Here is a 23,363-nt window from a genome sequence, read left to right on the forward strand (position 1 = left end):
CATTTCTCACGTCAGAGCCTACGTCGGTCCCTTAGGGCAACCTTGGTGGAGGTCCGACGTATGGGACCTGATCGGGCCGCTGTATGCCCGGCTTTGCGGCGTTTAGTACCGCGGCCCGTAATTCAGATCACCGCACCGGCCCGGCGCCTCCGCGACTCATTCCTCCGCGGGGCGGGCGACCGGGTCCGTCGTCGCGGCTCCTGTGCGGCGGCGCAGCGACGTGGTGGCCAGGGCCAGCGCGAGCACCACCAGCAGCCCGGAGACCCCGATCAGGGTGACCGCCGTCAGGTGCACCGAGTTGCCTTCGTCGGCGGTCTGCCCGGCGGCGGCGGCGGCCACCACGCCCTGCGAGCCGGTCGGGGCGGGTGCCCCGACCGTCGGGGTGGCCAGCGCGGCCGCGGCGGTGATCCGGAAGCTCATCTGCACCTGCCGGTCCCGACCGCTGCGCGGGTCCAGCCGCCCGACCACCGCGCCGGCCAGCGGGGCGCGGCGCTGGGCCTCCGCCGAGGCGGTCACCGGCAGGCTCAGGGTGATGGTCCGGCCGGCCGCGACGGTGCCCAGCTCGCACCGGGTCCGGTCCGGGGCCGCCGGGGCGCAGCCGCCCGGCGGGCCGGTGACGGTCACCCCGGCGGGGAGGACCACGTCGACCCGGCCGGCGGCGTCGACCTTGCCGGTGTTGCCGAGGCGGACCGTCAGGGTGCTGGGTGCGCCGCTGATGTCGAAGAGCACCTCGTCGGCGCGGAGCGAGATGCCGGGCACCGGCGGCCCGGGCGGGAAGAGGACCGCGAAGCCCTCGTCGTCGCCGGCCGCGCCGGCCACCCCGGGCGCTGTGGCGGTGACCTGGACCGACCCGCTCAGCGGCATGGACCGCCAGGCGTCGCCGGCGACCCGGACCCGGATCGAGGTGCGGAACCGGGCGCCCGGGGCGGCGGTCCACTCGCCGCAGCGGTGGCTGCCGCCGCCGGCGGACGCGCAGCCGGGAGTGCCGGCGTCGGTCAGGCCGGCCGGCAGGGTGTAGCCGAGGCGGATCGACTCCGTCCGGCCACCGGTGTTGGTCACCGTCACCCGCAGCGTGGTCACCGTGCTGTCCGCGTTCCAGTAGGCCGAGGTCAGCACGACGTCCTCGGTGGTGACCCGCACGCCGAGCGGGGTGCCGGCCGGCTGGCCCGGCTGGCCCGGCGGCGGCCCGGCGGGCGGCGGCCCGACCGGCGGGGGAGGCGGCGTGGTGGCGGTCGGCGCGGTGGTGGTGGGCGCCGGTTCACCGGGCGCGGTGGTCGGCGTCTCCGGCACGGTGGTGGTCGGCGCCGGCGACGTGGGCGATGGGGCCTCGGTCGGCGGCGGACTGGTCGGCGCCGGCTCCGTCGCCGTGGGGTCCACCGTGGGCGTGGCCTCGGTCGGGTCGGCGCCGGGCTCGCCGCCCGGCTCCTCCGGGTCGCCCGGCTCGGCCACCCGGACCACCCCGCTCACGGTCGGCGAGGGCGTCGCCCAGGCGGGCGACACCGCGGCGGCCGCCGCGATCACGGCGACCAACGCGGGTACGAGCAGTCTGGGGACACCTCGAAGCGGGCCGCGCCGAGCGGGCCGTACGCGGGGGCGGGCCATGGGTCCTCCGTGACGCTCAGTGAGGTTTCATTATTTGGCAACAGTTGCCTTCGGGCACTAGTCCCCAGAGGAAACAAATACGTAACGTGTTTCGTGTGTCGGGACGGCCGGCCCGGTAGGCTCCCGACCGTGACCGGTTACCTCGGCTCGTACGCCACGCTCGGTCTCCTGCTGCTCGCCGCCGTGCTCTTCTTCGTTACGGCGTTCTCAGCCAATCGGGTGTTACGTCCTGGCCGTCCGGCCGATCCCTGGGGCAAGCGGGCCAGCTATGAGTGCGGTCTCGACCCGGTCGGCGGCGACTGGGCGCAGATGCAGATCCGCTACTACGTCTACGCCTACCTGTACGTGCTCTTCGCCGTGGAGGCAGTCTTCCTCTTCCCCTGGGCGCTGATCTTCGACCGGCCCGGGTACGGCGTGACCACCGTGGTGGAGATGGGCGTCTTCGTCGCCGTGGTGGCGCTCGGCATCCTCTACGCCTGGCGCCGGAACATCCTGCGCTGGACCTGACCGGCTCAGGCCAGCCCGCGGCGGGTCAAAGCCGGCGGCCGGTCCCCCCGGATCGAGGCCACCATGTCCAGCACCCGACGGGTCTCGCGGACCTGGTGGGCGCGGAACACCCGGGCGCCGAGCCAGGCCGAGACGGCGGTGGCCGCCAGGGTGCCCTCCAACCGGTCGGGCACCGGCAGGTCCAGCGTCTCGCCGATGAAGTCCTTGTTCGACAGGGCCACCAGCAGTGGCCAGCCGGTGTCGGTCAGCTCGCCCAGCCGCCGGGTGATCTCCAACGAGTGCCGGGTGTTCTTGCCGAAGTCGTGCGCCGGGTCGATCAGGATCCCGTCCCGGCGTACGCCGAGGCCGACCGCGCGCTCGGCGAGGCCGGTGACCGTGGCGACCACGTCGGCCACCACGTCGTCGAACGCGGCCCGGTGCGGCCGGGTCCGCGGGGGGAGCCCGCCGGCGTGCGAGCAGACCAGTCCGGCGCCGGTCGCCGCGGCGACCCGGGCCAGTGCGGGATCCGCTCCCGACCAGGTGTCGTTGAGCAGGTCGGCGCCGGCCGCTACCGCCTCCACCGCCACCTCGGCGCGCCAGGTGTCGATCGAGATGACCACGTCCGGGAAGGCGGCCCGGACCGCGGCGATGGTGTCCACCGTGCGCCGGATCTCCTCGGTCACGTCGACCTCGTCGCCCGGGCCGGCCTTCACCCCGCCGATGTCGATGATCTCGGCGCCCTCGGTCACCGCCCGCTCGACCGCGCGCAGCGCGCTGTCCTGCGCGAAGGTGGCGCCCTTGTCGAAGAACGAGTCCGGTGTGCGGTTGACGATCGCCATCACCACCAGCTCGCCCGGGGAGAAGGTCCGTCCGCCGAGCCGCAGCGCCCCGGTCATGCCCGCCTCCTCATCGCCGATCTCCCGCCGGTCGCCCCCGACGCTATCCGGTCCGGCGATTCGGATCGGAGGCGGCGGAGGGCTCGCCCGATCCCCGCCCGCATGCCACGATCTCCCCATGGGTGAGGTTCTGCTCCTCTTGGTCGTCGCGCTGACCGTCGCGGCCGTGGTGTTCGGGGTGACGGTGCTGGTCTCCGGGCGGGATCCGGGCCTCGCGCCGGCCGAGCCGGACGGGCGGGCCGTGCCCCTGCCGGGCAGCCGCCCGCTGGACGAGTCGGACGTCGCCGAGGTGCGCTTCGACACCGCGCTGCGCGGCTACCGGATGGCCCAGGTCGACGCGGCGATGCGCCGGGCCGCGTACGACATCGGCTACAAGTCCGAGCTGATCGGCGTGCTGGAGGCTGAGAACGCCGCGCTCCGCGAGGGCCGGACGGAGGAGGCCGAGGCGCTGCGCCGGGCCCGCGCGGAGGCCGCCGCGACCGGTTCGGAGGCGGAGGCCCCCGCCGCGCCGCCGGCCACCGACCCGCCCGCCGCCGACGCCGAGCCGCTCACCGCCGAGGCCGGCGTGGCGGAGGCCCCGGCCGCCGCCGCCGTCGAGGACGTGGCCACGCTGCCGTCCGCCGCCGGCACCCCGGCGGCGGCCACCGGCCGGCCGGCCCCGATCACCCCGGTGGCGGCCCCGGTCGACCAGACCCCGCCCGCGGTCGGCCTCCGGCCGCCCACCGACGCGACCGCCACCCCGGCCGACCACGACTCCGCCGCCGAGGACGACACCGATCGGGAGCGCGGACCGGTGGTCCGCTCGGAGTCCGCGTGACCGGCGCGGGCGGCGCCGGCTTCGCCGAGGCGGCGCAGCCCGGGGCCGCCGAGGTCACCGCGACGGTGATCGTCGAAGCGCCCGCCGAGCGGGTCTTCGCCGCGCTGACCGCCTGGGAGCGGCAGTCCGACTGGATCCCGCTCACCACCGTCCGGGTGGTCGAGGGGGACGGCGGCGAGGGGAGCCTGGTCGAGGCGGTCACCACGATCGGCCCGGCCGTGCTCCGCGACGAGATGCGGGTGGTCCGGGTGGACGCGCCGTACGAGGTCGGGGTGGTGCACTGCGGCAAGCTGCTGCGCGGCCCCGGTGTGCTGCGCTGCACCCCCATGGAGCGGAACCGGACCCAGGTGGTCTGGCACGAGTGGTTCCACCTGCCCGGTGGGACGGCCGGCCGGGTGGCCTGGCCGGTGCTCTGGCCCGGCTCGAAGTTCAGCCTGACCCAGGCGTTGAAGAAGTTCGCCCGGCTGGTGGAGCAGGGCCGGCTGCCCTGACCAGCCGCTCGCCGCCGTTGTCGGTGGGCTGACCTACCGTGTACGACGTGACTGACCTGGTGACCGGCGCCGACGGGCTGCCCCGCTGCGCCTGGGGAGCGAGCACCCCGGACTACGCCGTCTACCACGACGAGGAGTGGGGCCGGCCGCTGCGCGGCGACGACGCGCTCTACGAGCGGCTGACCCTGGAGGCGTTCCAGTCCGGCCTGTCCTGGCTGACCATCCTGCGCAAGCGGCCCGCGTTCCGGCTCGCCTTCGACGAGTTCCGGATCGAGAAGGTCGCCGGCTACGGCGAGGCCGACGTGGCCCGGCTGCTGGCCGACGCGGGGATCGTCCGCAACCGGGCCAAGGTCGAGGCGGCCATCGCCAACGCCCGGGCCGCCCTGGCGCTGCCCGACGGCCTCTCCGCGCTGCTCTGGTCCTACGCGCCGCCGCCCCGGGCGGCCCGGCCGCGGTCGTTCGCGGAGGTGCCGGCGCTCACCCCGGAATCCACCGCGATGGCCAAGGCGCTCAAGAAGAGCGGCTTCCGCTTCGTCGGGCCGACCACGGCCTACGCGCTCATGCAGGCCACCGGCATGGTCGACGACCACCTCGCCGACTGTCACGTGCCCGCGACCCCGCCGGGGCGTGACCCGGACGGCGGACGCGCCGGGAGCGACCACGGTCCGGCGTGATGGGATTGGGACATGACCGACACCGAGTCGCGGGCGAGCGGGACGATCGAGGGCGGCACCGCGCCGGGCGCCTGGGCGGTGCTGTTGCCCGCCGAGCGCTACGAGGCCGAGCGGCTGGTGCACCACGACACGCTGGAGCTGACCGGGCTGGACGCGGTCGTCCGGCCCCGCCCCGGTGACCCGGTTGCCGTGCTGGTCGACGAGCCGCTGCGGCTGGTGGCCCTCGGCCGGGTCGCGCCGGCCACCGGCGAGGTCCGGGAAGACCCGGACGACCCGCAGTCCGAGGCCGGTCCGGGCGTGCTCGTGGTGACGTACACCCGGCGGGTGCTCGACGAGCCGGTGCCGGTCGCCGGCCTGGCCCTCGACGGGCCGGTCACCGGGCTCGACCCGGCCCGCTTCCGGGAGCTGGCCGACCGGATCGGCCCGCCGCCGGCCCGCCGCTCCTGGCTGGTCAGCCTCGACCTGCCGATCGAGGCGGCCTCGCCCGCCGAGGCGGTCCGGCTCTTCTGGTCCTACGTGCAGGAGCTGGGCCCGCGCGAGCTGCCCGCCTTCGTCTCGCCGGCCGGCGACGAGCTGGCCATGCAGGCGTTCGTGCTCGGCGCCGAGGCCAACCAGGATCCCGAAGAGGACGACTGACCCGCGACGGGTCAGTGGCCCTCGAACACCGGCTTGTGCTTGTTCACGAAGGCCATCGTCGCGGCCCGGTGGTCGGCGGTGGCGCCGCAGATCGCCTGGGCCTGGGCCTCGGCGGCCAGCGCGTCGGCCAGGGTGCCGGCGTCGGCGATGGAGAGCTGGCGCTTGATCGCCCCGTACGCCACGGTCGGGCCGGCGGCGAGCCGGGCGGCCAGCTCCTGCGCGGCCGGGAGCACCTGCTCGTCGTCGTCGACCAGCCGGGTGAGCAGGCCCAGCCGGCAGGCTTCCTCGGCGCCCACCGGCTCGGCGAGCATCAGCAGCTCGACGGCCTTGGCGTGGCCGACCAGCCGGGGCAGCGTCCAGGAGGCGCCGGTGTCGGCGGCCAGCCCCACCCCGGCGAAGGCCATCAGGAACCGGGTCTTCGGGCCGCCGATCCGGAAGTCGGCGAGGAACGCCAGCGAGGCACCCGCCCCGGCGGCCATGCCCCGGACCGCGGCGATCACCGGCTTGGGCAGGTTGGCCAGCCGCGCGGCGATCGGGTTGTAGTGCGCCCGCACGGTGCCCAGCGGGTCGGCGTCGGCGGACTCCAGGGTCTGCACGTGCTCCCGCAGGTCCTGCCCGGCGCTGAACGCGCCGCCCGCGCCGGCCAGCACGACCGCCCGGCAGGACCGGTCGGCCTCCAGCTCGGCCAGGGTGTCCCGGAGCGCCTCCTTGAGCGCCACGTCGAGCGAGTTCAGCGCCGTCGGGCGGTTCAGCGTCAGGGTGACGACGGCGTCGGTGCGGTCGACGAGCAGCGGCTCGGTCACGTTTCTAACGACCCTTCTGTCGGGCGAGGCGGTTGCTGGCGTCGAGGCACTGCTCGACGTACCGGTCGGCGGCCGGCCGGAGCCGGGCCGCGTGCCGGTCGAAGAAGCTGGCCGCGCTGCTGCCCGGCCAGCGCTCGGGGAGCAGTGCCGGCGGCAGTTGCGGGTCCCGGAACAGGAACGTACGCCACGCGTGCACGAGCCGGAACCGGGCCGCGTACGCCTCCTCGTCGCTGCTGCGCACCGTGACGCCCGTGAGCAACGGCTTCTGCTCGGCGACGAACCGCTCGTACGCACGGCCGATCTCGGCCAGGTCCCAGGCGCGGCGGACCACGCCCATGGCACCGGGGGTGCCCGCGGTGTGGGCCGCCGTGAACCGCTCGTAGCGCACCCCGGCCTCGGCGAGCAGGACGTCGACGTCCTCGCCCGGCCGGGTCGCGACCCAGGTGCAGTCGTCCAGCGTGCCGTAGCCGAGGAAGGTCAGGTTGGCGGCGAGCCGCTGCCGGTCCCGGCGGGACCCGGGCGCCTCCAGCACCAGCAGGTCGAACCGGCCGTCCCAGGCGTGCCGCCCGGTGCGGTAGATCCGGGCGCCCGCTTCGTCCAGCCGACGGGCCGCCTTTGGTGTGATCGAATATCCGGGCCCGGAGGCGAGCCGGAGGGGTTCGAGCCAGCCCTGGCGGACCATCCGGGAGACCGCGGTGCGGACCGCCGGTGGGGCGATCCCGAGCGGCGCCAGCAGCTTGACCAGGGCGGCGACCGGTGCGCGGCCACCCCTCGCCCGGAGATGGTCGCCGTACAGGTCGAAGAGTGCCGACCGTGCCTGCATGACCGCACATTGTGACAGGCCTATCCAAGATAAGCTAGATGCTGTTACATCAATGCTGCTTCGGTTTGGGTCCGGCGGTGTTCATCAGGGAAAATCGTTGGTCGACGCCCCCGCGACGGTTGCGGGTGGTCATGACGAAGTGGCTGTGGGGCAACCCACCGACCCTGGTGTAGGTCTGAGGGGAGACAACATGGCGGCGATGAAGCCGCGGACGGGCGACGGTCCGCTGGAGGTCACCAAGGAGGGCCGGGGCATCGTCATGCGGGTCCCGCTGGAGGGTGGTGGCCGGCTCGTCGTCGAGATGACTCCCGACGAGGCCACCGCGCTGGGTGACGCGCTGAAGGCGGCCGCCGGCTGATTCGAGGAAAGGTTCACGCGACGTCCGTCGTGCGAACGGTTCCTCCTGCCCTGAGCCACCGGCCTGGCCGGTGGCTCAGGGCCTTCATCGGTCGGTGAGCGGTAAAGTGTCCCGCTTCGAGCAGTTTCGGAGGTACGGTCCAGCGTGCTGGCCATTCGTCTGGTGAGCGGGCCCGCGCGGCCCGACACCCTCGTCCTGCCCATTCGTCCGGAAGGGCCGGACGCCCCGGCCGCGCTGGTCCCCACCGCCGCCCCGCCCGGCGACGACGTTCGGGCCGAGGCGGTCGCACTGCTGCCCGTTGCCCGGCTCACCGGCGCCGCCGGTGAGGTACGCGAGCACCTGCGCCCCGGCGGCACCCCCGCCCGGCTCTGGCTGCTCGGCGTCGGCGCAGGCGACGAGCACGACTGGCGGGCGGCCGGCGCGGCGCTGGCCCGGGCCGCCAAGGATGAGACGTACATCACGGTTTCGCTTCCGGAGGCCCCGGACGCACTGCGCGGCCTGGCCGAGGGGCTGCTGCTTGGCTCCTACCGCTACCGCCTGACCGAGGCCGGCGGCAGGCCCGCACTGGCCGAGGTGGACGTCGTGGTCGGCGACCCGGAGGCGCTCGCACCGATCCTGGCCACCGCCCGGACCACGGCCGAGATGACCCGGCTGGCCCGGGACCTGACCAACACCCCCTCGTCCACCAAGAACCCGGAGTGGTTCGCCGCCCAGGTGGCCTCCGCCGCGTCCGGCCGCGCCGACCTGCACCTGCGGGTGCGCGGGCCGGAGGAGCTGGTCGCCGAGGGCTTCGGCGGCATCCTGGCCGTCGGCGGCGGCTCGGCCAGCGGCCCCCGCCTGGTCGAGCTGGACTGGCGGCCGGCCGGCGCGCGTACCCACGTGGTGCTGGTCGGCAAGGGGATCACCTTCGACAGCGGCGGCATCTCGATCAAGCCGGTGCCGGCCATGAAGCTGATGCGCAAGGACATGGCCGGGGCGGCCGCCGTGGTCGCCGCCACCCTGGGCGCCGCCGCGCTGGGCCTGCCGGTGCGGGTCACCACGCTGGCCCCGCTCGCCGAGAACATGGTCAGCGGCTCGGCGTTCCGCCCCGGCGACATCGTCCGCCACTACGGCGGGCTGACCAGCGAGAGCACCAATTCCGACGCGGAGGGCCGGCTGGTGCTCGCCGACGCCATGGCGTACGCCGTCCGGGAGCTCAAGCCCGACCTGCTGGTCGACCTGGCCACCCTGACCGGGGCGAACGCGGTGGCGCTGGGCAAGCGGCATGCCGCCCTCTACAGCGAGAACGACGGCCTCGCCGCCGACCTGCTGGGCGCGATCGCGGCGGCCGGCGAGCGGGCCTGGCGGATGCCGCTGGCCGACGACTACGTCGAGTACCTGGGCAGCGAGATCGCCGACCTGCACAGCTCCCCGAACCGGGGCGCCGGCTCGGTGGTGGCCGCGCTCTTCCTTCGCGAGTTCACCGGCGACCTGCGCGACCGCTGGGCGCACCTGGACATGTCCGCCCCCTCCTGGTCGGACGACGTGCACGGCGAACTGGTCAAGGGCGCCACCGGCTGGGGCGTCCGCGGGCTGCTGCGCTGGCTGGCCACGCTGGGCTGACCCGGGCGGTCAGCCCTTCACGGCGGCGAGCAGGCCGTGCCCGACGGGCAGCAGCGCCGGCACCCAGTGCTCCGACTCGCGGATCGCCTTGATGGTCTCCCGCACGGTCACCGTCTCCATGTCGCGGGCGGCCGGGTCGCCGATCCGGCCGCCGGCCAGGGCCCCGTTGAGCGCGAGCACGCCGCCGGGGCGCAGCAGCCGCAGCGCGGCGTCCACGCAGGCGGCGAAGCCGGTCGCCTCGGCGTCGACGAAGACCAGGTCGTAGGCGCCGTCCGCGAGCCGCGGCAGCACGTCCAGGGCGCGGCCGGTGATGATCCGGGTACGCCCCGACGCGAAGCCCGCCTCCTGGAACAGCCGCCGGGCGATGCGCTGGTGCTCGACCTCCACGTCGATGGTGGTGAGCACGCCGTCGGGGCGCATGCCGCGCAGCAGCCAGACGCCGCTGACCCCGGTGCCGGTGCCGATCTCCACCACCGCGCGCGCGTTCCCGGCGGCGGCGAGCAGGCGCAGCGCGGCCCCCGCGCCCGGCGTCACGGCGTCCACGCCCACCTCATGGGCGAGGGCGCGGGCCGTCCGCAGCACGAGATCCTCGGTGACGTACGACTCGGCGAACTGGAGCGCCTGGGCGGTCGAGTTGCCGGAGCCGGCGACCGTGGCGATGGGACACCTCCGGGCGGAGTGGTGCGAGGGGTCGGTTGGCACTGAGAGCCTAGAGGCGTGCCTCAACGGGCGCAGCCGCGAGTCGGCCCTCAGACGATCACGCGCGGCAACCCCTGACTCCACTCGGGGCATCCGTGCAATCCTGGACGGAGTCCCGTACGGCACGGTCGGCTCCGCCGACCCCCCGGCGCGGGACCCTGGGGGACGGACTGGGAGGCACCGACGTGACCGACGGCTGGGACTGGCGCCAGCCCGGCGGGAGCCCGGCACCGGCGGGAGGGCCGGCGCCCGGGCAGCCGCCGCCGGGTGCCGAGGGCGGCGCGACCTCACCCTGGTGGTCCGACGCGCTCGCCGACCCCTGGCGCGACCCGTACGCGCCGGCCGCCGTGGTGGTCCCGGCCGCCCCGGTCGCCGGCAGCGGCGAGCCGGAGCCGGTGACCGACCCGGACGCGCCGACCCGGCCGGGACTGCGCCAGGTGGTGCTGATCTCGCTGATCACCGCCGTGCTCGCCGGCTCGCTCGGCAGCGCCCTGACCTACGCCTTCCTGCGCGGCGGCGGGGGCGTGCCGACGCTCGGCGCGCAGGCCGGGCAGGCCCCGGCGCTGGCCCAGCGCAAGCCCGAGTCACTGGCCGGGGTCGCCGAGAAGGTGCTGCCCAGCGTGGTCACCGTCCGGGTGGCCAGCCTCGGCGGCACCAGCGAGGGCTCCGGCTTCGTGGTGAGCGCCGACGGGCACATCGTCACCAACGACCACGTGGTCGCCGGGGGTCCCGGCAAGGCCACGGTGGTCTTCAACGACGGCAGCACCGCGGCGGGCACCGTGGTCGGGCAGGACCCGGAGTCGGACATCGCGGTCATCAAGGTGACCCGCTCGGGGCTGAAGCCGGTGGAGTTCGGCGACTCCGACGCGCTCGCCGTCGGCGACCCGGTGCTCGCCATCGGCTCGCCGCTCTCCCTGGCCAACACGGTCACGGCCGGCATCGTCAGCGCGCTGGACCGCACCATGATGGCCGGCGAGCCGGGCGGACCGACCCGCTACTACGCGGCGATCCAGACCGACGCGGCGGTCAACCACGGCAACTCCGGCGGCCCGCTGGTCGACGGCGCCGGCCGGGTGGTCGGGGTGAACTCGACAATCAAGTCGCTGGTCGCGGACGGGCAGGAGGCCGGCAACATCGGGCTCGCCTTCGCCATCCCGATCAACCAGGCGAAGCGGGTCACCGAGGACATCATCGGCACCGGCAAGGCCCGGCGTACGGTGATCGGCGCCCAGGTGGGCGGCACCGGCGTGAGCGGCGGCGGCGTACGCCTCAACGGCGTCGAGCCGGCCGGGCCGGCCGCGGCGGCCGGGCTGCGTACCGGGGACGTGGTGCTCCGGCTGGACGGGCACCCGATGAACGACCCGACCGACCTGGTGGCGCTGGTCCGCAAGTACGCCCCGGGTTCGGTGGTCACGGTGGAGTACCGGCGCGGGTCGAATCGGCAGAACGCCTCGGTGACGCTCGCCGCAGACGCCAAGTGAGGACCCTCACCCCCTCCCGGTCGGCCACCTGACGTGCGTAGTCTTGCCCTGACACGGACGAGGAGACCGAGTGTTCGAGAACCTGAACTGGTGGGAGATCGGCGCCCTGCTGCTCCTGGCGCTGTTGATCTTCGGGGACCGGCTGCCCACGGTGATCAACGACGGCCTCCGGATGGTCCGCAACCTGCGCAACATGGCGCGGAACGCCACCGGTGACCTGAGCCGCGAGCTGGGCACGGACATCCAGCTGGAGGATCTGCACCCCAAGGCGTTCATTCGGAAGCACCTGCTCAGCGAGGAGGACGAGCAGGCCCTCCGGAAGCCGCTGCAGAGCATGTACGACGACCTGCGCTCGGACGTGACCGGCGTGCACGACCAGCTGAAGGACGTGGCCAAGGCGGCCGATGTGCGCTCCACCGGCACCCGCCCGGCCACCGCCACCGGCGGCGCCCCGGCCCCGGCTCCCCGCCCCTCCTACGACGACGCCACCTGACCCCGTAACGGCGCCGACCCCCCTCGGCCGCGGGCCGAAGAGGGTCGGTGGGGAAGCTGTCCGGAAGGTCAGCGACCGGCGGGCTTGAGACCCAGGGGCTTGCCGAGCAGCGACTCGCGGCGCACCGCGAGGCGGTCGGCGACCTGGACCAGCGCCCGGGCGGCGGGGGCGTCCGGCTGGGCCAGCACGATCGGGTTGCCGGCGTCGCCGCCCTCGCGGACCCGGGTGTCCATCGGGATCTGCCCCAGCACCGGCACCTGCGCGCCGATGGTCCGGGTCAGCGACTCGGCGACCGCCTCGCCGCCGCCGGCCCCGAAGACCTCCATCCGGGAGCCGTCGGGCAGCTCCAGCCAGGACATGTTCTCGATCACGCCGACCACCCGCTGGTGGGTCTGCAGCGCGATGGCGCCGGCCCGCTCGGCCACCTCGGCGGCGGCCGCCTGCGGGGTGGTGACGACCAGGATCTCCGCGTTCGGCAGCAACTGGGCCACCGAGATGGCGATGTCGCCGGTGCCCGGGGGCAGGTCCAGCAGGAGGACGTCCAGATCGCCCCAGTAGACGTCGGCGAGGAACTGCTGCAACGCCCGGTGCAGCATCGGGCCGCGCCAGACGACGGCCGCGTTGCCCGGGGTGAACATGCCGATCGAGATGACCTTCACGCCGTGCGACTGCGGGGGCATGATCATGTCCTCGACCCGGGTAGGCGCGCCGTCGGCGCCGAGCATCCGAGGCACCGAGTGGCCGTAGATGTCGGCGTCCACCACGCCGACCGAGAGGCCGCGGGCGGCCAGCGCGGCGGCCAGGTTGACCGTGACGCTGGACTTGCCGACGCCGCCCTTGCCGCTGGCGACCGCGTAGACCCGGGTGCGGGAGCCGGGCTGGGCGAACGGGATCACCGGCTCGGCCGTGGCCCCGCCGCCGCGCAGCTTCGACTGGAGCTCCTGACGCTGCTCGGGGCTCATCACGCCGAATTCGATCTCGACGCCGGTGACGCCGGGCACCGCCGCGACGGCGGTGGTGATGTCGGTACGCAGCTTGTCCTTCAGCGGGCAGCCGGCCACGGTGAGCAGCAGCTCGACCCGGACCACGCCGTCGTCGCCGATCACGGCGGAACGGACCATGCCGAGCTCGGTGATCGGCCGACGGATCTCCGGGTCGTTGACGGTGGCCAGCGCGGCCTGGATCGCGTCGGAGACGGTGCTGACGGGTGCTGACATGCCCGCAATGCTACGTCGGTGCTCATCGGCGCCCGCCGGTGGCGGGGGGCCCGTGTGAGCGAATCGATGGCCGCCCGAGGGGTGGACGGGTCGTGCCGGGAAGTGGGACGATCGGGCCGAACGCCGCTCGCCTGGCCCCTTGAGGCGCGCGGCGTTCAATACGTTGCGGGCGGATTCAGCTCTCGAGCCGCCCGTCGTGGGCGAAGTCGCCGTCGAGGTCGTCGCGGGGCTCGTCGAGCGGCTCCCCGCCGGACTGCCGCCGGGCCTCCCGCCTGTGCTGGCGGCGCTCCAGCTTCCGCCGCCGCTCCGCCGCCTCGTCCAGCTCCTCGGCCAGCCGGGCCAGCTCGGAGCGGAGGAAGTCCCGGGTCGCCACCTCGCCCATCGCGATGCGCAGCGCGGCGATCTCCCGGGCCAGGTATTCCGTGTCGGCCTTCTGCATGGTGGCCCGCCGCCGGTCCTCCTCCAGCGCGATCCGGTCCCGGTCGGCCTGCCGGTTCTGCGCGAGCAGGATCAGCGGGGCCGCGTACGAGGCCTGGAGGGAGAGCACCAGCGTCAGGAAGGTGAAGGTGTACGGGTCGAAGCGCAGGTTCGCCGGGGCCAGGGTGTTCCAGGCGAACCAGGCCGCGATCACCAGCGTCATGTAGACGATGAAGTTCGCGGTGCCCATCCCGCGGGCGATCCCCTCGGACCAGCGGCCGAAGGTCTCCGCGTCGATCCGGGGCAGCCGGAGGCCCCGGGGCGCCCGTGGCTGGTCCAGCCGCTCGGCTCGTCGCTGGTCAGCCATTGCCGCCGTCCAGGGTCCCGTCGTCGGTGGCGGGCCCGGTCGACATGGCGTCCCGGTCCCGCCAGTCGCGCGGCAGCGAGTGGTCCAGCACGTCGTCCACGGTCACCGCGCCGACCAGCCGCATGCCCCGGTCCACCACCGGCATGGCGACCAGGTCGTAGGTGGCCATCCGGCGGGTGATCTCGGGCAGCGGGGTGGTCGGCCGCAGTGGGTCTATGTCGTTCACGACGACCCCGCCGAGCAGGTCGGCCGGGGGCTCGCGGAGCAGCGCCTGGAAGTGGACAATGCCCAGGTAGCGCCCGGTCGGCGTGGTGAGCGGGGCGCGGGTCACGAAGACCTGCGCGGCCACGGCGGGGGAGAGCTGCGGCTCGCGGATCCGGGCCAGCGCCTCGGCGACCGTGGCGTCCGGCGGCAGGATCACCGGCTCCGAGGTCATCACGCTGCCGGCGGTGCCGGAGGCGTAGCGCAGCAACTGGCGGACCGGGGTGGCCTCGTCCGGCTCCATCAGGTCGAGCAGCACGTCCTGCTCCGGCGGGGGCAGCTCGTTGAGCAGGTCGGCGGCGTCGTCCGGGTCCATCTCCTCCAGCACGTCCGCGGCGCGTTCCCGGTCCAGCGCGGCCAGGATCTCCACCTGGTCGTGCTCGGGCAGTTCGCCGAGCACGTCGGCGAGGCGCTCGTCGTCCAGGGCGGCGGCCACCTCGTTGCGCCGGGCGTCGGGCAGGTCCTGGAGGGCGTTGGCCAGGTCGGCCGGGCGCATGTCCTCCAGCACGGCGAGCAGGTTGGCCGTACCCCGGTTGTCGCCGAGGCTGCCGAGGCCGCGCACCCGGTCCCACTCCACCTGGTGCAGGTGGCCGCGGCGGGCGAGCCGGCCGGTCTGCTCGCGGACGGCGACCCGGGTGAGCGCCCACTCGCCGCCGCGGCTGCTCTCCATCGCCACGTCGACCACCGAGCCGGCCTGCCCGGTGTCCAGCTGGACCCGCCGGTCCAGCAGCTCCTGGAGCACCAGCAGCTCGTTCGGGCGCTTCTCGAACCGGCGCAGGTTGAGGGTGCCGCTGCCGAGCACCACGGCGTCCGGGTCGATGGAGGTGATCCGGTTGATGGAGAGGAAGATGCGCCGCCGCATCGGCATCTCGGCGACCAGCCCCACCACCTCGGGCGGGCGCTGGGTCGGCCGCATCCGCGCGACGGCGTCGCGGATCCGACCCACCTGGTCGCCGTTCGGGTCGAAGACGGCGACTCCGGCGAGTCGAGCGATGTAGACCCGGTTCGGCGTGCTCACGGGCACCAGCCTAAGGGCCTAGTGTTTATCAACATGTCGACCTTGGCCTACGAGATCGTGGACGTCTTCACCGACCGCCCGTTCGCCGGCAACCCGCTGGCCGTGGTGTTCGGCGCGGAAGGGCTCGCCACCGAGCAGATGCAGGCGCTCGCGCTGGAGTTCAATCTGTCGGAGACGGTGTTCGTGCTGCCGCCGACGCAGGTCGGCGCGACCTACCGGGCACGCATCTTCACCCCGGCCGAGGAACTGCCGTTCGCCGGGCATCCCAGTGTGGGCGCCGCGGTGACCGCGAGCCGGCGCGGCATGTTCGATGTGGGCAGGGTCACCCAGGAGTGCGGCGCCGGGGTGCTGCCGATCGAGGTCACCCCCACCGGCGCGACCCTCACCGGGGGCACCCCCACCCTCGGGCCCGAGCTCGACCCGGAGCCGCTGCTGGAGATGGCCGGCCTCAGCGCCGCCGACCACGCCGGCCCGGCGCCCCGGGTCGCCGGCTGTGGCCTGGAGTTCCCCTACCTTCCGGTACGCCCCGACGCGGTGGCCCGGGCCAAGGTGAACGCGGCGGCGGCGGAGCGGTACGGCGTGGAGCACGTCAGCGTCTTCTCCTGGGACGCCTACTCGCAAACCGCGCACGCCCGCGTCTTCGTGCCGGGCCTCGGCGTGCCGGAGGACCCGGCGACCGGCTCGGCCGCCCTGGGCCTCGGTGTCTGGCTGGTGGCCAGCGGCCTGCTGCCCGGGGAGGGCCGCTCCGAGTACGCGGTCCGCCAGGGCATCGAGATCAACCGGCCGTCCGCGCTGGCCTGCACGGTGACCGCGGCCGGCGGGGTGGCGGTGGGCGCCACGGTCGCCGGCCACGTGATGCCGGTGGCCCGAGGTGAGATCGCCGTCCCGCCCTTCGTCGGCTGAGCGCCCGGCGGGCGGGCCGCCGGGTTTGATCGACTCCAGCTCGGCGAGCGGGAGTGGGAGGATGCCGGAGTGAGCGACGAGGTGGACGAGCGGTTGACCCCGCCCCTGGTGGACGAGGCGGTGAAGAAGGCCGCGGTCGCCTGGGTGTCGGTGGCCGGCGGGCCGGCGTACGCGTTGTGGTGCCTGCCGCTCGACGGCGTGCTGCTGGTGGTGACCGGCCCGGGCGAGCAGTCCGCCCCCGGGCTGGCCGACGCGGACGCGGCCGAGGTGACCCTGCGGGGCGATCACGGCGGCCGGATCGTCACCTGGCCGGCCCGGGTCACCCGGCTGCAGCCGGGCACCGAGGAGTGGGAGACAGCGGCGCCGCTGGTCGCCGCGAAGCGGCTGAACGCCTCCGGCCCCACCGCCGACCTGGTGGCCCGCTGGGCGTCCGAGGGCTGTGCGGTGAACCGGCTGAGTCCGGCGGGCAGCGCGGTCGCCGGCGCCGACCTGCCGGCCGACGCGCTGGCCGAGCAGCCGCGGGAGACCCCGGTGGTCCGCGCCACCCGCAAGCCGTTCCGGCTGCACAAGGTCCGCCGGCGCTGAGCCGGCTCGCCCGCGCCGGTCGGCCGGTCAGCCGACGGCGACCACGTCGAGCAGGTCGAGCACCTCGGTGAGCGAGGTCAGCACCCGGCCGTCCCAGCCGTGGTCGGCGTTGAACACCATGTGACCGGCCAGGTCCGGTGCGGCCAGCCGGACGGCGGTCATGCCGGCCCGTTCGGCGCCGGTGAGCTCCTGGCTGCCGCCGTCGCCGACGTAGAGGCAGTCGGCCGGCGTGAGGTGGAGCCGGTGGCAGGCGGCCAGGTAGAGCGCCGAATCGGGCTTGCAGCGCCCGAGCTGCACCGAGAAGACCCGGACGTCGAGCAGCGGCGCGACCGCGAGCTGGGGCAGGAACGCCGGCAGCTCGTGCGTGCAGTCGCTGATCAGGCCGGTGCGGACGCCCTGCCCGCGCAGCGCCGCGAGCACCGGCACCGCCTCGGCCCGCAGCCGGGTGTCGGCGCGCACCGCCCGGTGCCGGGAGGCGACGGCGGCGCGTACCGCCTCGTCGGACGGGTGCACGCCGGCCTGCCCGCAGACCCAGCGCAGGGTCGCCTCGGCGTTGCCGAACCGTCCGCTGGCGCGCTGGTAGTAGCTGCGGTCGAGCACCTCGATCAGGGTGTCGGCCGAGCAGCCGAGCAGCTCGGCGATGGTCCGGTGGGCGGACCCGCGCTGGACGCAGCGGGTCAGCGTGCCGAAGAAGTCGAACAACACCGCCTGGTATCTGGGCAAGGGAAAACGCCTCCGGACGTCGAGGGGGGATCGCCGGGACGCGCATGATCGTAACGGAGTGCTGACGGTAAGTGGTGTCGGAAGGCATGTGATTATTGCTCCCCGTGCCCCACCCTCCGCACCGCCCGCCGCTCGACGCGCTGACCGTCGGCGCGCTCGCGCTGGCCGTGACGGCCGTCTCGTCCTCCGCGCCGCTGGTCGCGTTCGCCGCCGCGCCGGCGCTCGCCATCGCCTTCTGGCGCAACGTGCTCTCGCTGGCCGTGCTCGGCCCGGTCTCGCTGACCCGGCGGCGGGCGGAGTTCCGGGCGCTGACCGTCGGCGCGGGCCGGCGGGAGGGGCTGTACTGCGTACTCTCCGGGGTGGCGCTGGCCGCCCACTTCGCCACCTGGATGCCGAGCGCGCAGCTCACGTCGGTGGCCGCGGCCACCGCGCTGGGCGCCACCCAGCCGGTCTGGCAGGGGTTGATCGCCCGCTGGCAGGGGCGGCGGCTGCCCGCGGCGGTCTGGGCCGGCATCGCGATCGCCGTGCTCGGCGCGGTGCTGGCCACCGGCGCCGACTTCAGCGTCTCCGGCCGGGCCTTCACCGGTGACCTGCTGGCCGTCGCGGGCGGCATGTTCGCGGCGGTCTACACCGCCTTCGGCGAGCGGGCCCGGGCCAGCATCAGCACCACCGGCTACACCACCATCTGCTACGGCGTCTGCGCGGCGATCCTGCTGGTGGTCTGCCTCGTCGGCGGGGTACGCCTGCACGGCTACGACGGCGGCACCTGGCTGGCCATCCTCGGCCTGGTGGCCGGCGCCCAGCTGCTCGGTCACTCGATGTTCAACTACGCCCTGCACCGGGTCTCCGCCACGACGGTCAGCGTGCTGATCCTGCTGGAGGCGCCCGGCGCGGCGCTGATCGCCTGGGTCTGGCTGGGCCAGCTGCCCCGCCCGCTCGCCCTGCCCGGGCTGGCCCTGCTGCTGGCCGGCGTCGCCGTCGTCATCCTCGGCGGGGCCCGGGCCGGCCGCCGCACCGAGCCGGTCGCGATGCCCGCCGACCCCGCGCCGCTCGTCGACTGAGCCGGTCGTCCCGTCCGCCGAGTGTGGCCATTCCGCCTCGGCGCGGCCGGCTTTTCCAGCAGAGTGCGGAGCGTGGAGGCGGGACGCGAACGGCACGACGACGAGGCCGAGCACGGGACCGTGGTCACGCCCTCCGCCGAGTTCCCGCCGCTCGACCCGGCGGAGCGGGCCGCGCTCGGCCGGATCGGGGAGCGGTGGCGCGCCCCGCGCGCCGACGGTGACCTGCCCGTCGACCCGGCCCTGCTCCGCACCGACCGCCGGCCGGTCCCGACCCGGTTCGGCCGGCTGGCGCCCTTCGAGATGTTCACCGTGGAGAAACCGGACGAGCTGGTCGCCACCGAGCGGGCCAACGTGCCGGGCTCGCGGTTCGGGCGGGCGCTGACCCGGCTGCGCCGGGCCCTGTTCGGGCCGCCGCTGTCCAGCGCCGCGGTGCTCTACGAGCGGATGCGCAAGCTGGTCGCGCTGCCCGTCCTCTCCTCCGACCTGCTCAGCTCGGTGGCGTACGGGCCGGAGGCGATGCTCGCCGTGCTGGTGCTGGCCGGCACCGGGGCGCTGGGCCTCTCGCTGCCCCTGGCCGCCGTGCTGGTGGTGCTGATGGTCGCGGTCGGCGCGTCGTACCGGCAGACGATCCAGGCCTACCCGCACGGCGCCGGCTCGTACGTGGTGGCGGGCGACAACCTCGGCAGCCTCGCGGGCCTCTCGGCGGCGGCCGGCCTGATGGTCGACTACGTGCTCACCGTGTCGGTGTCGGTGGCGGCCGGGGTGAACGCGGTGACCTCGGCGCTGCCCGGGCTGGCCCCGGCGACGGCGCCGCTCGGGGTGCTGGTGATCGCCGTCCTGCTCGCGGGCAACCTGCGCGGCGTACGCACCGCCGGCAACATCTTCGTGCTGCCCACGTACGCCTTCGTGGTGGCCGTCCTGGCGCTGCTGGTGGTCGGCTATGCGCGGGCGGCGGGCCGGGGTTTCGCGCCGGTGCCGCCCCCGTCGCTGCCGGCTGCCGAGGGGCTGGGCCTGCTGCTGGTGCTGCGCGCGTTCTCCTCCGGCGCGGTGTCGATGACCGGCATCGAGGCGGTGTCGAACGCGGTGCCCGCGTTCAAGCCGTCGGAGTGGCGCAACGCCCGGACCACGCTCGGCTGGATGGTGTTCCTGCTGGTGCTGCTCTTCGCCGGGCTGACCGTGCTGATCCGGCTGGAGGGTCTGGTCCCGGTGCCCGGCGAGACGATGCTCTCCCAACTGGGCCGGCTCACCTTCCCGACCGGCCCCTGGTATCCGCTGCTCCAGGTGGCGACCACGCTGATCCTGTTGCTGGCGGCGAACACCGCGTTCAACGGTTTCCCCCGGTTGCTCTTCTTCATGGCGCGGGCCGGCCACGCGCCCCGCCGTTTCCTGCACATGGGGGACCGGCTGGCGTTCAGCAACGGCATGGCGGCGCTGGCGGTCGCGGCCGCGGTGGTCTTCGTCGCCTTCGGCGGGCACACCCAGTCGTTGATCCCGCTCTACGCCGTCGGCGTCTTCCTCGCCTTCACCCTCTCCCAGGCCGGCATGGTGGTGCACTGGCGGCGCCGCCGCGGGTCGGGCTGGCGCCGCCGCCTGGCGGTCAACGCCGTCGGCGCCACCCTGTCCGGGCTGGTGCTGCTCACCGCCGCGGTGTCGAAGTTCACCGAGGGCGCCTGGGTGGTGGTGATCGCCGTGCCGCTGCTGGTGCTGCTGTTCCGGCGGATCCACCGGCACTACACCACGCTGCACCACGCCTTGGCGCTGCACCCACCCGCGCCGTCCGACGCCGCCGGGTCCGCCGAGGGCGAGGAACTGCCCCAGGAGGTACGCCACCTGGTGGTCGTGCCGGTGGCCCGGCTGAACCGGGCGTCGCTGCGGGCCCTGGCGTACGCGGCGTCGCTGGGCCAGCCGACGCTGGCCGTGCACATCGCGCCGGAGGAGGCGGAGGCGGACCGGTTCCGCGAGCAGTGGCGGGCCTGGGGCGACCACCTGCGGCTGGAGACGATCGTGTCGCCGTACCGGGCCGTGATCGGGCCGCTCGCGCACTACCTGGAGGCGCTGCACGCCACCCGGCCGGAGCTGACCCTCACCGTGATCGTGCCGGAGGTGGTGCTCCGCCGACGCTGGCACCGCCCACTGCACAGCCGCGCCGAGCAGCGGCTCCGCGCCGCCCTGCGGGCACTGCCCGGCGTGGTGGTCACCAGCGTCCCGGTCCACCTCGCCGAGTGAACGTCAGACGTCGTGGACGTCGAGGACCTGGGTGGTGGGGGCGGCGTCGCCCACCGCGGCGCGCAGCGCCACCCGTTCCGGGTCGACCAGGAACGCGTCCTAGCCGGCCCGCGCGGCGAACCGGATCACGTGCACCTCGGTCCGGCCGTCCCCGGTGCGCAGCCGCCGCTCCAGCCGCCCGCCGTGCCGCCCCAGCAGGGCGAGCACCGCGTCCTCGTACCGCCGGCCGGCCTCCGGGTCGTTGCTCAGATCGACCAGGGCGGCCACCCGGAGCACCCCGGCCGGGTCGCCGACGAGCGGCTTCCAGAACTGGTGGTCGACGTGGCCGCCCGGGATGCCGTCCCGGATGCCCGTGTCGGTGTAGCCGTGCCGGCGGTAGAAGTCGGGCGCCTGGAAGGAGAACGAGGCCACCGAGATCTCGGTGCAGCCGCGCCGCCGGGCCGCCTCCTCGGCGGCCCGCAGCAGCCGGCCGCCCCAGCCGTCGCGGCGGCGGTCCGCCCGCACCCAGACCGTGTTGATCCCGGCCCGGCCGCCCCAGGTCCACCCGGTCAGCCCGGCCACCAGCTCGCCGTCGGGGTCGACCACGCGCACCGTCAGGTCGGCCTCGTCGGTGGCGCCGGTGGCGGCGTTGTTGAAGGCGGTCAGCTCCCGGTCGATCCGGGCGGCCAGCTCGGCGTCCGCGCCCCCGACGTGCAGGGCCGCTCCCTCGTGCTCGGTCATGCGGCGGAGTATGGCAGCGGTCGGCCCGCCCGGTCGCCCGGGAAACGGCTCAGGCGTCGATCCCGACGGCCTTGGCGCTGGCGCTCCAGAGCCGGGCGGCGAGGGCCGGGTGGGCCGCCTTGGGCAGCGGCCGGCGGAGCCGCCGGTCGGCGTAGTAGCCGCCGTGGACCAGCCGGGACGGGTCCTGGTTGGCCAGCCAGACCAGGGTCTCCGCGCCCCGCTCGGGGCTGCGGAACGGCAGCAGCCGCATGCCGAGGGCGACCAGACGGCTCTCGTTGCCGAACCGGGTCCGCACCACGCCGGGGTGGAACGAGTACGCCGGCACCTCCGGCCAGCGCCGGGCCGCCTCGGCGGTGAACAGGATATTCGCCTGCTTGCTGGTGCCGTACGCGTGCATCGGCCGGTAGCGGCGCAGCGTGGCGTTGAGGTCGTCCGGGTCGAGCACCCCGCTGCGGTGCGCGCCCGAGGCGGTCACCACCATCCGGCCGATCCGGTTCCGCAACAGGTTGGTGAGCAGGAACGGCGCGAGATGGTTGGCCTGCATGCTCAGCTCGAAGCCGTCGACCGTGGTGACCGGCTGGAGCACGATCGCCCCGGCGTTGTTGGCCAGCACGTCGATCCGGTCGTACGTGGCGCGCAGCCGCTCGGCGAGGCCGCGCACGTCGTCCAGCACGGCGAAGTCGGCGCGGAACAGCTCGGGCTGGTCGCCGCAGCACTCGCGGACCCGTTCCCCGGCGGCGCGCAGCCGGGCCGGGTCCCGGCCGACCAGTACCACCCGGTCGCCGCGGCGCGCCAGGTCGACCGCGGCGGCCAGGCCGATGCCCGAGCTGGCGCCGGTCACCACCACGGTCCGACGCTCAGTGAGATCTTCCACAGGTCCATTCACCCCGGTCACGGCACGAGGTTACCGTGGCGTCACAACGCCCTTTGGGATCGTTAAGTTCTCGTCTTTCACCTGGTGGCGTCGGCGTGCCCGCCGGACGCTGGAAGGAGCGCATCCATGGCCGCAGTCGGTCGCCCCCGCCGGTCCTGCCTCGCGGTACCCGGCTCCAGCGTCAAGATGCTCGGCAAGGCCCAGGGCCTCCCCGCCGACCAGGTCTTCCTCGACCTGGAGGACGCGGTCGCGCCGCTGGCCAAGCCGGACGCCCGGAAGAACATCGTGGCCGCGCTGAACGAGGGCGACTGGGCCGGCAAGACCCGGGTGGTCCGGGTGAACGACCTGACCACGCCGTGGACCTACCGCGACGTCATCGAGGTGGTCGAGGGCGCGGGGGCCAACCTGGACTGCATCATGCTGCCGAAGGTGCAGAACGCCGAGCAGGTGCACTGGCTGGACCTGCTGCTCACCCAGATCGAGAAGACCCTCGGCCTGGAGGTCGGCCGGATCGGCATCGAGGCGCAGATCGAGAACGCCGCCGGCCTGGTCAACGTCGACGCGATCGCGGCCGCCTCGCCCCGGGTCGAGACGATCATCTTCGGCCCGGCCGACTTCATGGCCTCGATCAACATGAAGTCGCTGGTGGTCGGCGCGCTCATCCCGGACTACCCGGGGGACCCCTACCACTACATCCTGATGCGGATCCTGATGGCCGCCCGGATGCACGACAAGCAGGCCATCGACGGCCCGTTCCTGCAGATCCGGGACACCGACGCGTTCCGCGAGGTGGCGAAGCGCTCGGCGGCGCTGGGCTTCGACGGCAAGTGGGTGCTGCACCCGGGCCAGATCGACGCGGCCAACGAGGTCTACTCGCCGGCCCAGGCCGACTACGACCACGCCGAGCTGATCCTCGACGCGTACGACTGGTACACCTCCGAGGCGGGCGGGAAGCTCGGCGCGGTGATGCTCGGCGACGAGATGATCGACGAGGCGTCCCGCAAGATGGCGCTGGTGATCGCGGCCAAGGGCCGGGCCGCCGGGATGAGCCGTACCTCGTCGTTCACCCCGCCGTCGGAGTGACGCCGGGCCGCTGACCGCGACGGGCCGCCCCGGCCGACCGGGGCGGC

At 74.6% G+C, this 23,363-nt stretch carries 25 protein-coding genes; 14 read left to right on the top strand and 11 right to left on the bottom strand.

The annotated features are described in order from the left end of the window. Positions 1–156: 156 nt before the first annotated feature. On the bottom strand, positions 157–1,602 hold the full coding sequence (locus AC0OLQ_RS04215; protein WP_484530259.1) for a hypothetical protein: 1,446 nt from the start codon (positions 1,600–1,602) through the stop codon (positions 157–159). A gap of 129 nt (positions 1,603–1,731) precedes the next feature. On the opposite strand from AC0OLQ_RS04215, the gene ndhC reads away from it, so the two are divergent. Beyond that, positions 1,732–2,109: an NADH-quinone oxidoreductase subunit A gene (ndhC, locus tag AC0OLQ_RS04220; protein WP_357343172.1), complete on the top strand. Its 378-nt coding sequence runs from the start codon at positions 1,732–1,734 to the stop codon at positions 2,107–2,109. Positions 2,110–2,114: 5 nt separating this feature from the next. Here ndhC and folP read toward each other — a convergent pair whose 3' ends face one another. Then, complete coding sequence (folP, locus tag AC0OLQ_RS04225; protein WP_357343170.1) at positions 2,115–2,984, bottom strand: dihydropteroate synthase; 870 nt, start codon at positions 2,982–2,984, stop codon at positions 2,115–2,117. A gap of 118 nt (positions 2,985–3,102) precedes the next feature. Between folP and AC0OLQ_RS04230 the strand changes: the two genes are divergently transcribed. The 4 genes from AC0OLQ_RS04230 to AC0OLQ_RS04245 are packed head-to-tail and all read left to right on the top strand — an operon-like array spanning position 3,103 to position 5,602. Next, positions 3,103–3,801, top strand: coding sequence for a DivIVA domain-containing protein (locus tag AC0OLQ_RS04230; RefSeq protein WP_484530260.1), 699 nt, complete (start codon positions 3,103–3,105; stop codon positions 3,799–3,801). Continuing rightward, entirely contained in the window at positions 3,798–4,292 is a 495-nt protein-coding gene (locus tag AC0OLQ_RS04235; RefSeq protein WP_357343167.1) for an SRPBCC family protein, read from the top strand. The genes AC0OLQ_RS04230 and AC0OLQ_RS04235 overlap by 4 nt, the downstream gene beginning before the upstream one ends. 47 nt (positions 4,293–4,339) lie before the next feature. Then, positions 4,340–4,966, top strand: coding sequence for a DNA-3-methyladenine glycosylase I (locus AC0OLQ_RS04240; protein WP_484530261.1), 627 nt, complete (start codon positions 4,340–4,342; stop codon positions 4,964–4,966). A gap of 12 nt (positions 4,967–4,978) precedes the next feature. Further along, positions 4,979–5,602: a hypothetical protein gene (locus AC0OLQ_RS04245; protein WP_484530262.1), complete on the top strand. Its 624-nt coding sequence runs from the start codon at positions 4,979–4,981 to the stop codon at positions 5,600–5,602. A gap of 11 nt (positions 5,603–5,613) precedes the next feature. On the opposite strand, the gene AC0OLQ_RS04250 is transcribed toward AC0OLQ_RS04245, so the two are convergent. Continuing rightward, positions 5,614–6,405, bottom strand: a complete 792-nt coding sequence (locus AC0OLQ_RS04250; protein WP_484530263.1) for an enoyl-CoA hydratase-related protein — start codon at positions 6,403–6,405, stop codon at positions 5,614–5,616. A 4-nt stretch (positions 6,406–6,409) separates the two neighbouring features. Beyond that, on the bottom strand, positions 6,410–7,228 hold the full coding sequence (locus tag AC0OLQ_RS04255; RefSeq protein WP_484530264.1) for a PaaX family transcriptional regulator: 819 nt from the start codon (positions 7,226–7,228) through the stop codon (positions 6,410–6,412). 190 nt (positions 7,229–7,418) lie between these two features. On the opposite strand from AC0OLQ_RS04255, the gene AC0OLQ_RS04260 reads away from it, so the two are divergent. Together AC0OLQ_RS04260 and AC0OLQ_RS04265 are read left to right on the top strand one after the other, a co-directional pair. Continuing rightward, the gene (locus AC0OLQ_RS04260; RefSeq protein ID WP_013283866.1) at positions 7,419–7,586 is read left to right on the top strand and encodes a DUF3117 domain-containing protein; all 168 of its coding nucleotides are present in this window, start codon (positions 7,419–7,421) and stop codon (positions 7,584–7,586) included. Positions 7,587–7,730: 144 nt separating this feature from the next. Beyond that, positions 7,731–9,188, top strand: coding sequence for a leucyl aminopeptidase family protein (locus tag AC0OLQ_RS04265; protein ID WP_484530265.1), 1,458 nt, complete (start codon positions 7,731–7,733; stop codon positions 9,186–9,188). 9 nt (positions 9,189–9,197) lie between these two features. Here AC0OLQ_RS04265 and AC0OLQ_RS04270 read toward each other — a convergent pair whose 3' ends face one another. Continuing rightward, positions 9,198–9,890, bottom strand: coding sequence for an O-methyltransferase (locus AC0OLQ_RS04270; protein WP_484530266.1), 693 nt, complete (start codon positions 9,888–9,890; stop codon positions 9,198–9,200). 167 nt (positions 9,891–10,057) lie between these two features. Here AC0OLQ_RS04270 and AC0OLQ_RS04275 point away from each other — a divergent pair, with 167 nt between their 5' ends. Next, complete coding sequence (locus AC0OLQ_RS04275; protein ID WP_484532266.1) at positions 10,058–11,368, top strand: S1C family serine protease; 1,311 nt, start codon at positions 10,058–10,060, stop codon at positions 11,366–11,368. 70 nt (positions 11,369–11,438) lie between these two features. Then, the gene (locus AC0OLQ_RS04280; protein WP_357343155.1) at positions 11,439–11,861 is read left to right on the top strand and encodes a twin-arginine translocase TatA/TatE family subunit; all 423 of its coding nucleotides are present in this window, start codon (positions 11,439–11,441) and stop codon (positions 11,859–11,861) included. Between the two features lie 68 nt (positions 11,862–11,929). Here the strand turns inward: AC0OLQ_RS04280 and AC0OLQ_RS04285 are convergent, their stop codons facing one another. From AC0OLQ_RS04285 to AC0OLQ_RS04295, 3 genes are all read right to left on the bottom strand, one after another. After that, positions 11,930–13,078, bottom strand: coding sequence for an Mrp/NBP35 family ATP-binding protein (locus AC0OLQ_RS04285; protein ID WP_484530267.1), 1,149 nt, complete (start codon positions 13,076–13,078; stop codon positions 11,930–11,932). Between the two features lie 175 nt (positions 13,079–13,253). Then, the gene (locus tag AC0OLQ_RS04290) at positions 13,254–13,862 is read right to left on the bottom strand and encodes a DUF1003 domain-containing protein (RefSeq protein WP_484530268.1); all 609 of its coding nucleotides are present in this window, start codon (positions 13,860–13,862) and stop codon (positions 13,254–13,256) included. Then, entirely contained in the window at positions 13,855–15,141 is a 1,287-nt protein-coding gene (locus tag AC0OLQ_RS04295; protein WP_484530269.1) for a magnesium transporter MgtE N-terminal domain-containing protein, read from the bottom strand. The genes AC0OLQ_RS04290 and AC0OLQ_RS04295 overlap by 8 nt, the downstream gene beginning before the upstream one ends. A gap of 33 nt (positions 15,142–15,174) precedes the next feature. Here AC0OLQ_RS04295 and AC0OLQ_RS04300 point away from each other — a divergent pair, with 33 nt between their 5' ends. Together AC0OLQ_RS04300 and AC0OLQ_RS04305 are read left to right on the top strand one after the other, a co-directional pair. Continuing rightward, entirely contained in the window at positions 15,175–16,044 is an 870-nt protein-coding gene (locus AC0OLQ_RS04300; RefSeq protein WP_357343147.1) for a PhzF family phenazine biosynthesis protein, read from the top strand. A 69-nt stretch (positions 16,045–16,113) separates the two neighbouring features. Further along, a complete protein-coding gene (locus tag AC0OLQ_RS04305) occupies positions 16,114–16,629 on the top strand; it encodes a hypothetical protein (protein WP_484530270.1) in 516 nt (171 codons plus the stop codon). A gap of 27 nt (positions 16,630–16,656) precedes the next feature. Here AC0OLQ_RS04305 and AC0OLQ_RS04310 read toward each other — a convergent pair whose 3' ends face one another. Next, on the bottom strand, positions 16,657–17,352 hold the full coding sequence (locus AC0OLQ_RS04310; RefSeq protein ID WP_484530271.1) for an HAD family hydrolase: 696 nt from the start codon (positions 17,350–17,352) through the stop codon (positions 16,657–16,659). 104 nt (positions 17,353–17,456) lie between these two features. Between AC0OLQ_RS04310 and AC0OLQ_RS04315 the strand changes: the two genes are divergently transcribed. After that, positions 17,457–18,413: a DMT family transporter gene (locus AC0OLQ_RS04315; RefSeq protein WP_484530272.1), complete on the top strand. Its 957-nt coding sequence runs from the start codon at positions 17,457–17,459 to the stop codon at positions 18,411–18,413. 72 nt (positions 18,414–18,485) lie between these two features. After that, entirely contained in the window at positions 18,486–20,639 is a 2,154-nt protein-coding gene (locus AC0OLQ_RS04320) for an APC family permease (RefSeq protein ID WP_484530273.1), read from the top strand. A gap of 99 nt (positions 20,640–20,738) precedes the next feature. On the opposite strand, the gene AC0OLQ_RS04325 is transcribed toward AC0OLQ_RS04320, so the two are convergent. Continuing rightward, positions 20,739–21,359, bottom strand: a complete 621-nt coding sequence (locus tag AC0OLQ_RS04325) for a GNAT family N-acetyltransferase (RefSeq protein ID WP_484530274.1) — start codon at positions 21,357–21,359, stop codon at positions 20,739–20,741. A 49-nt stretch (positions 21,360–21,408) separates the two neighbouring features. After that, positions 21,409–22,233, bottom strand: a complete 825-nt coding sequence (locus AC0OLQ_RS04330) for an SDR family NAD(P)-dependent oxidoreductase (protein WP_484530275.1) — start codon at positions 22,231–22,233, stop codon at positions 21,409–21,411. A gap of 126 nt (positions 22,234–22,359) precedes the next feature. On the opposite strand from AC0OLQ_RS04330, the gene AC0OLQ_RS04335 reads away from it, so the two are divergent. Continuing rightward, on the top strand, positions 22,360–23,316 hold the full coding sequence (locus AC0OLQ_RS04335; protein WP_357343133.1) for an HpcH/HpaI aldolase/citrate lyase family protein: 957 nt from the start codon (positions 22,360–22,362) through the stop codon (positions 23,314–23,316). Positions 23,317–23,363 lie beyond the last annotated feature (47 nt).

Source organism: Micromonospora sp. Utrum1 (genome assembly GCF_057197805.1).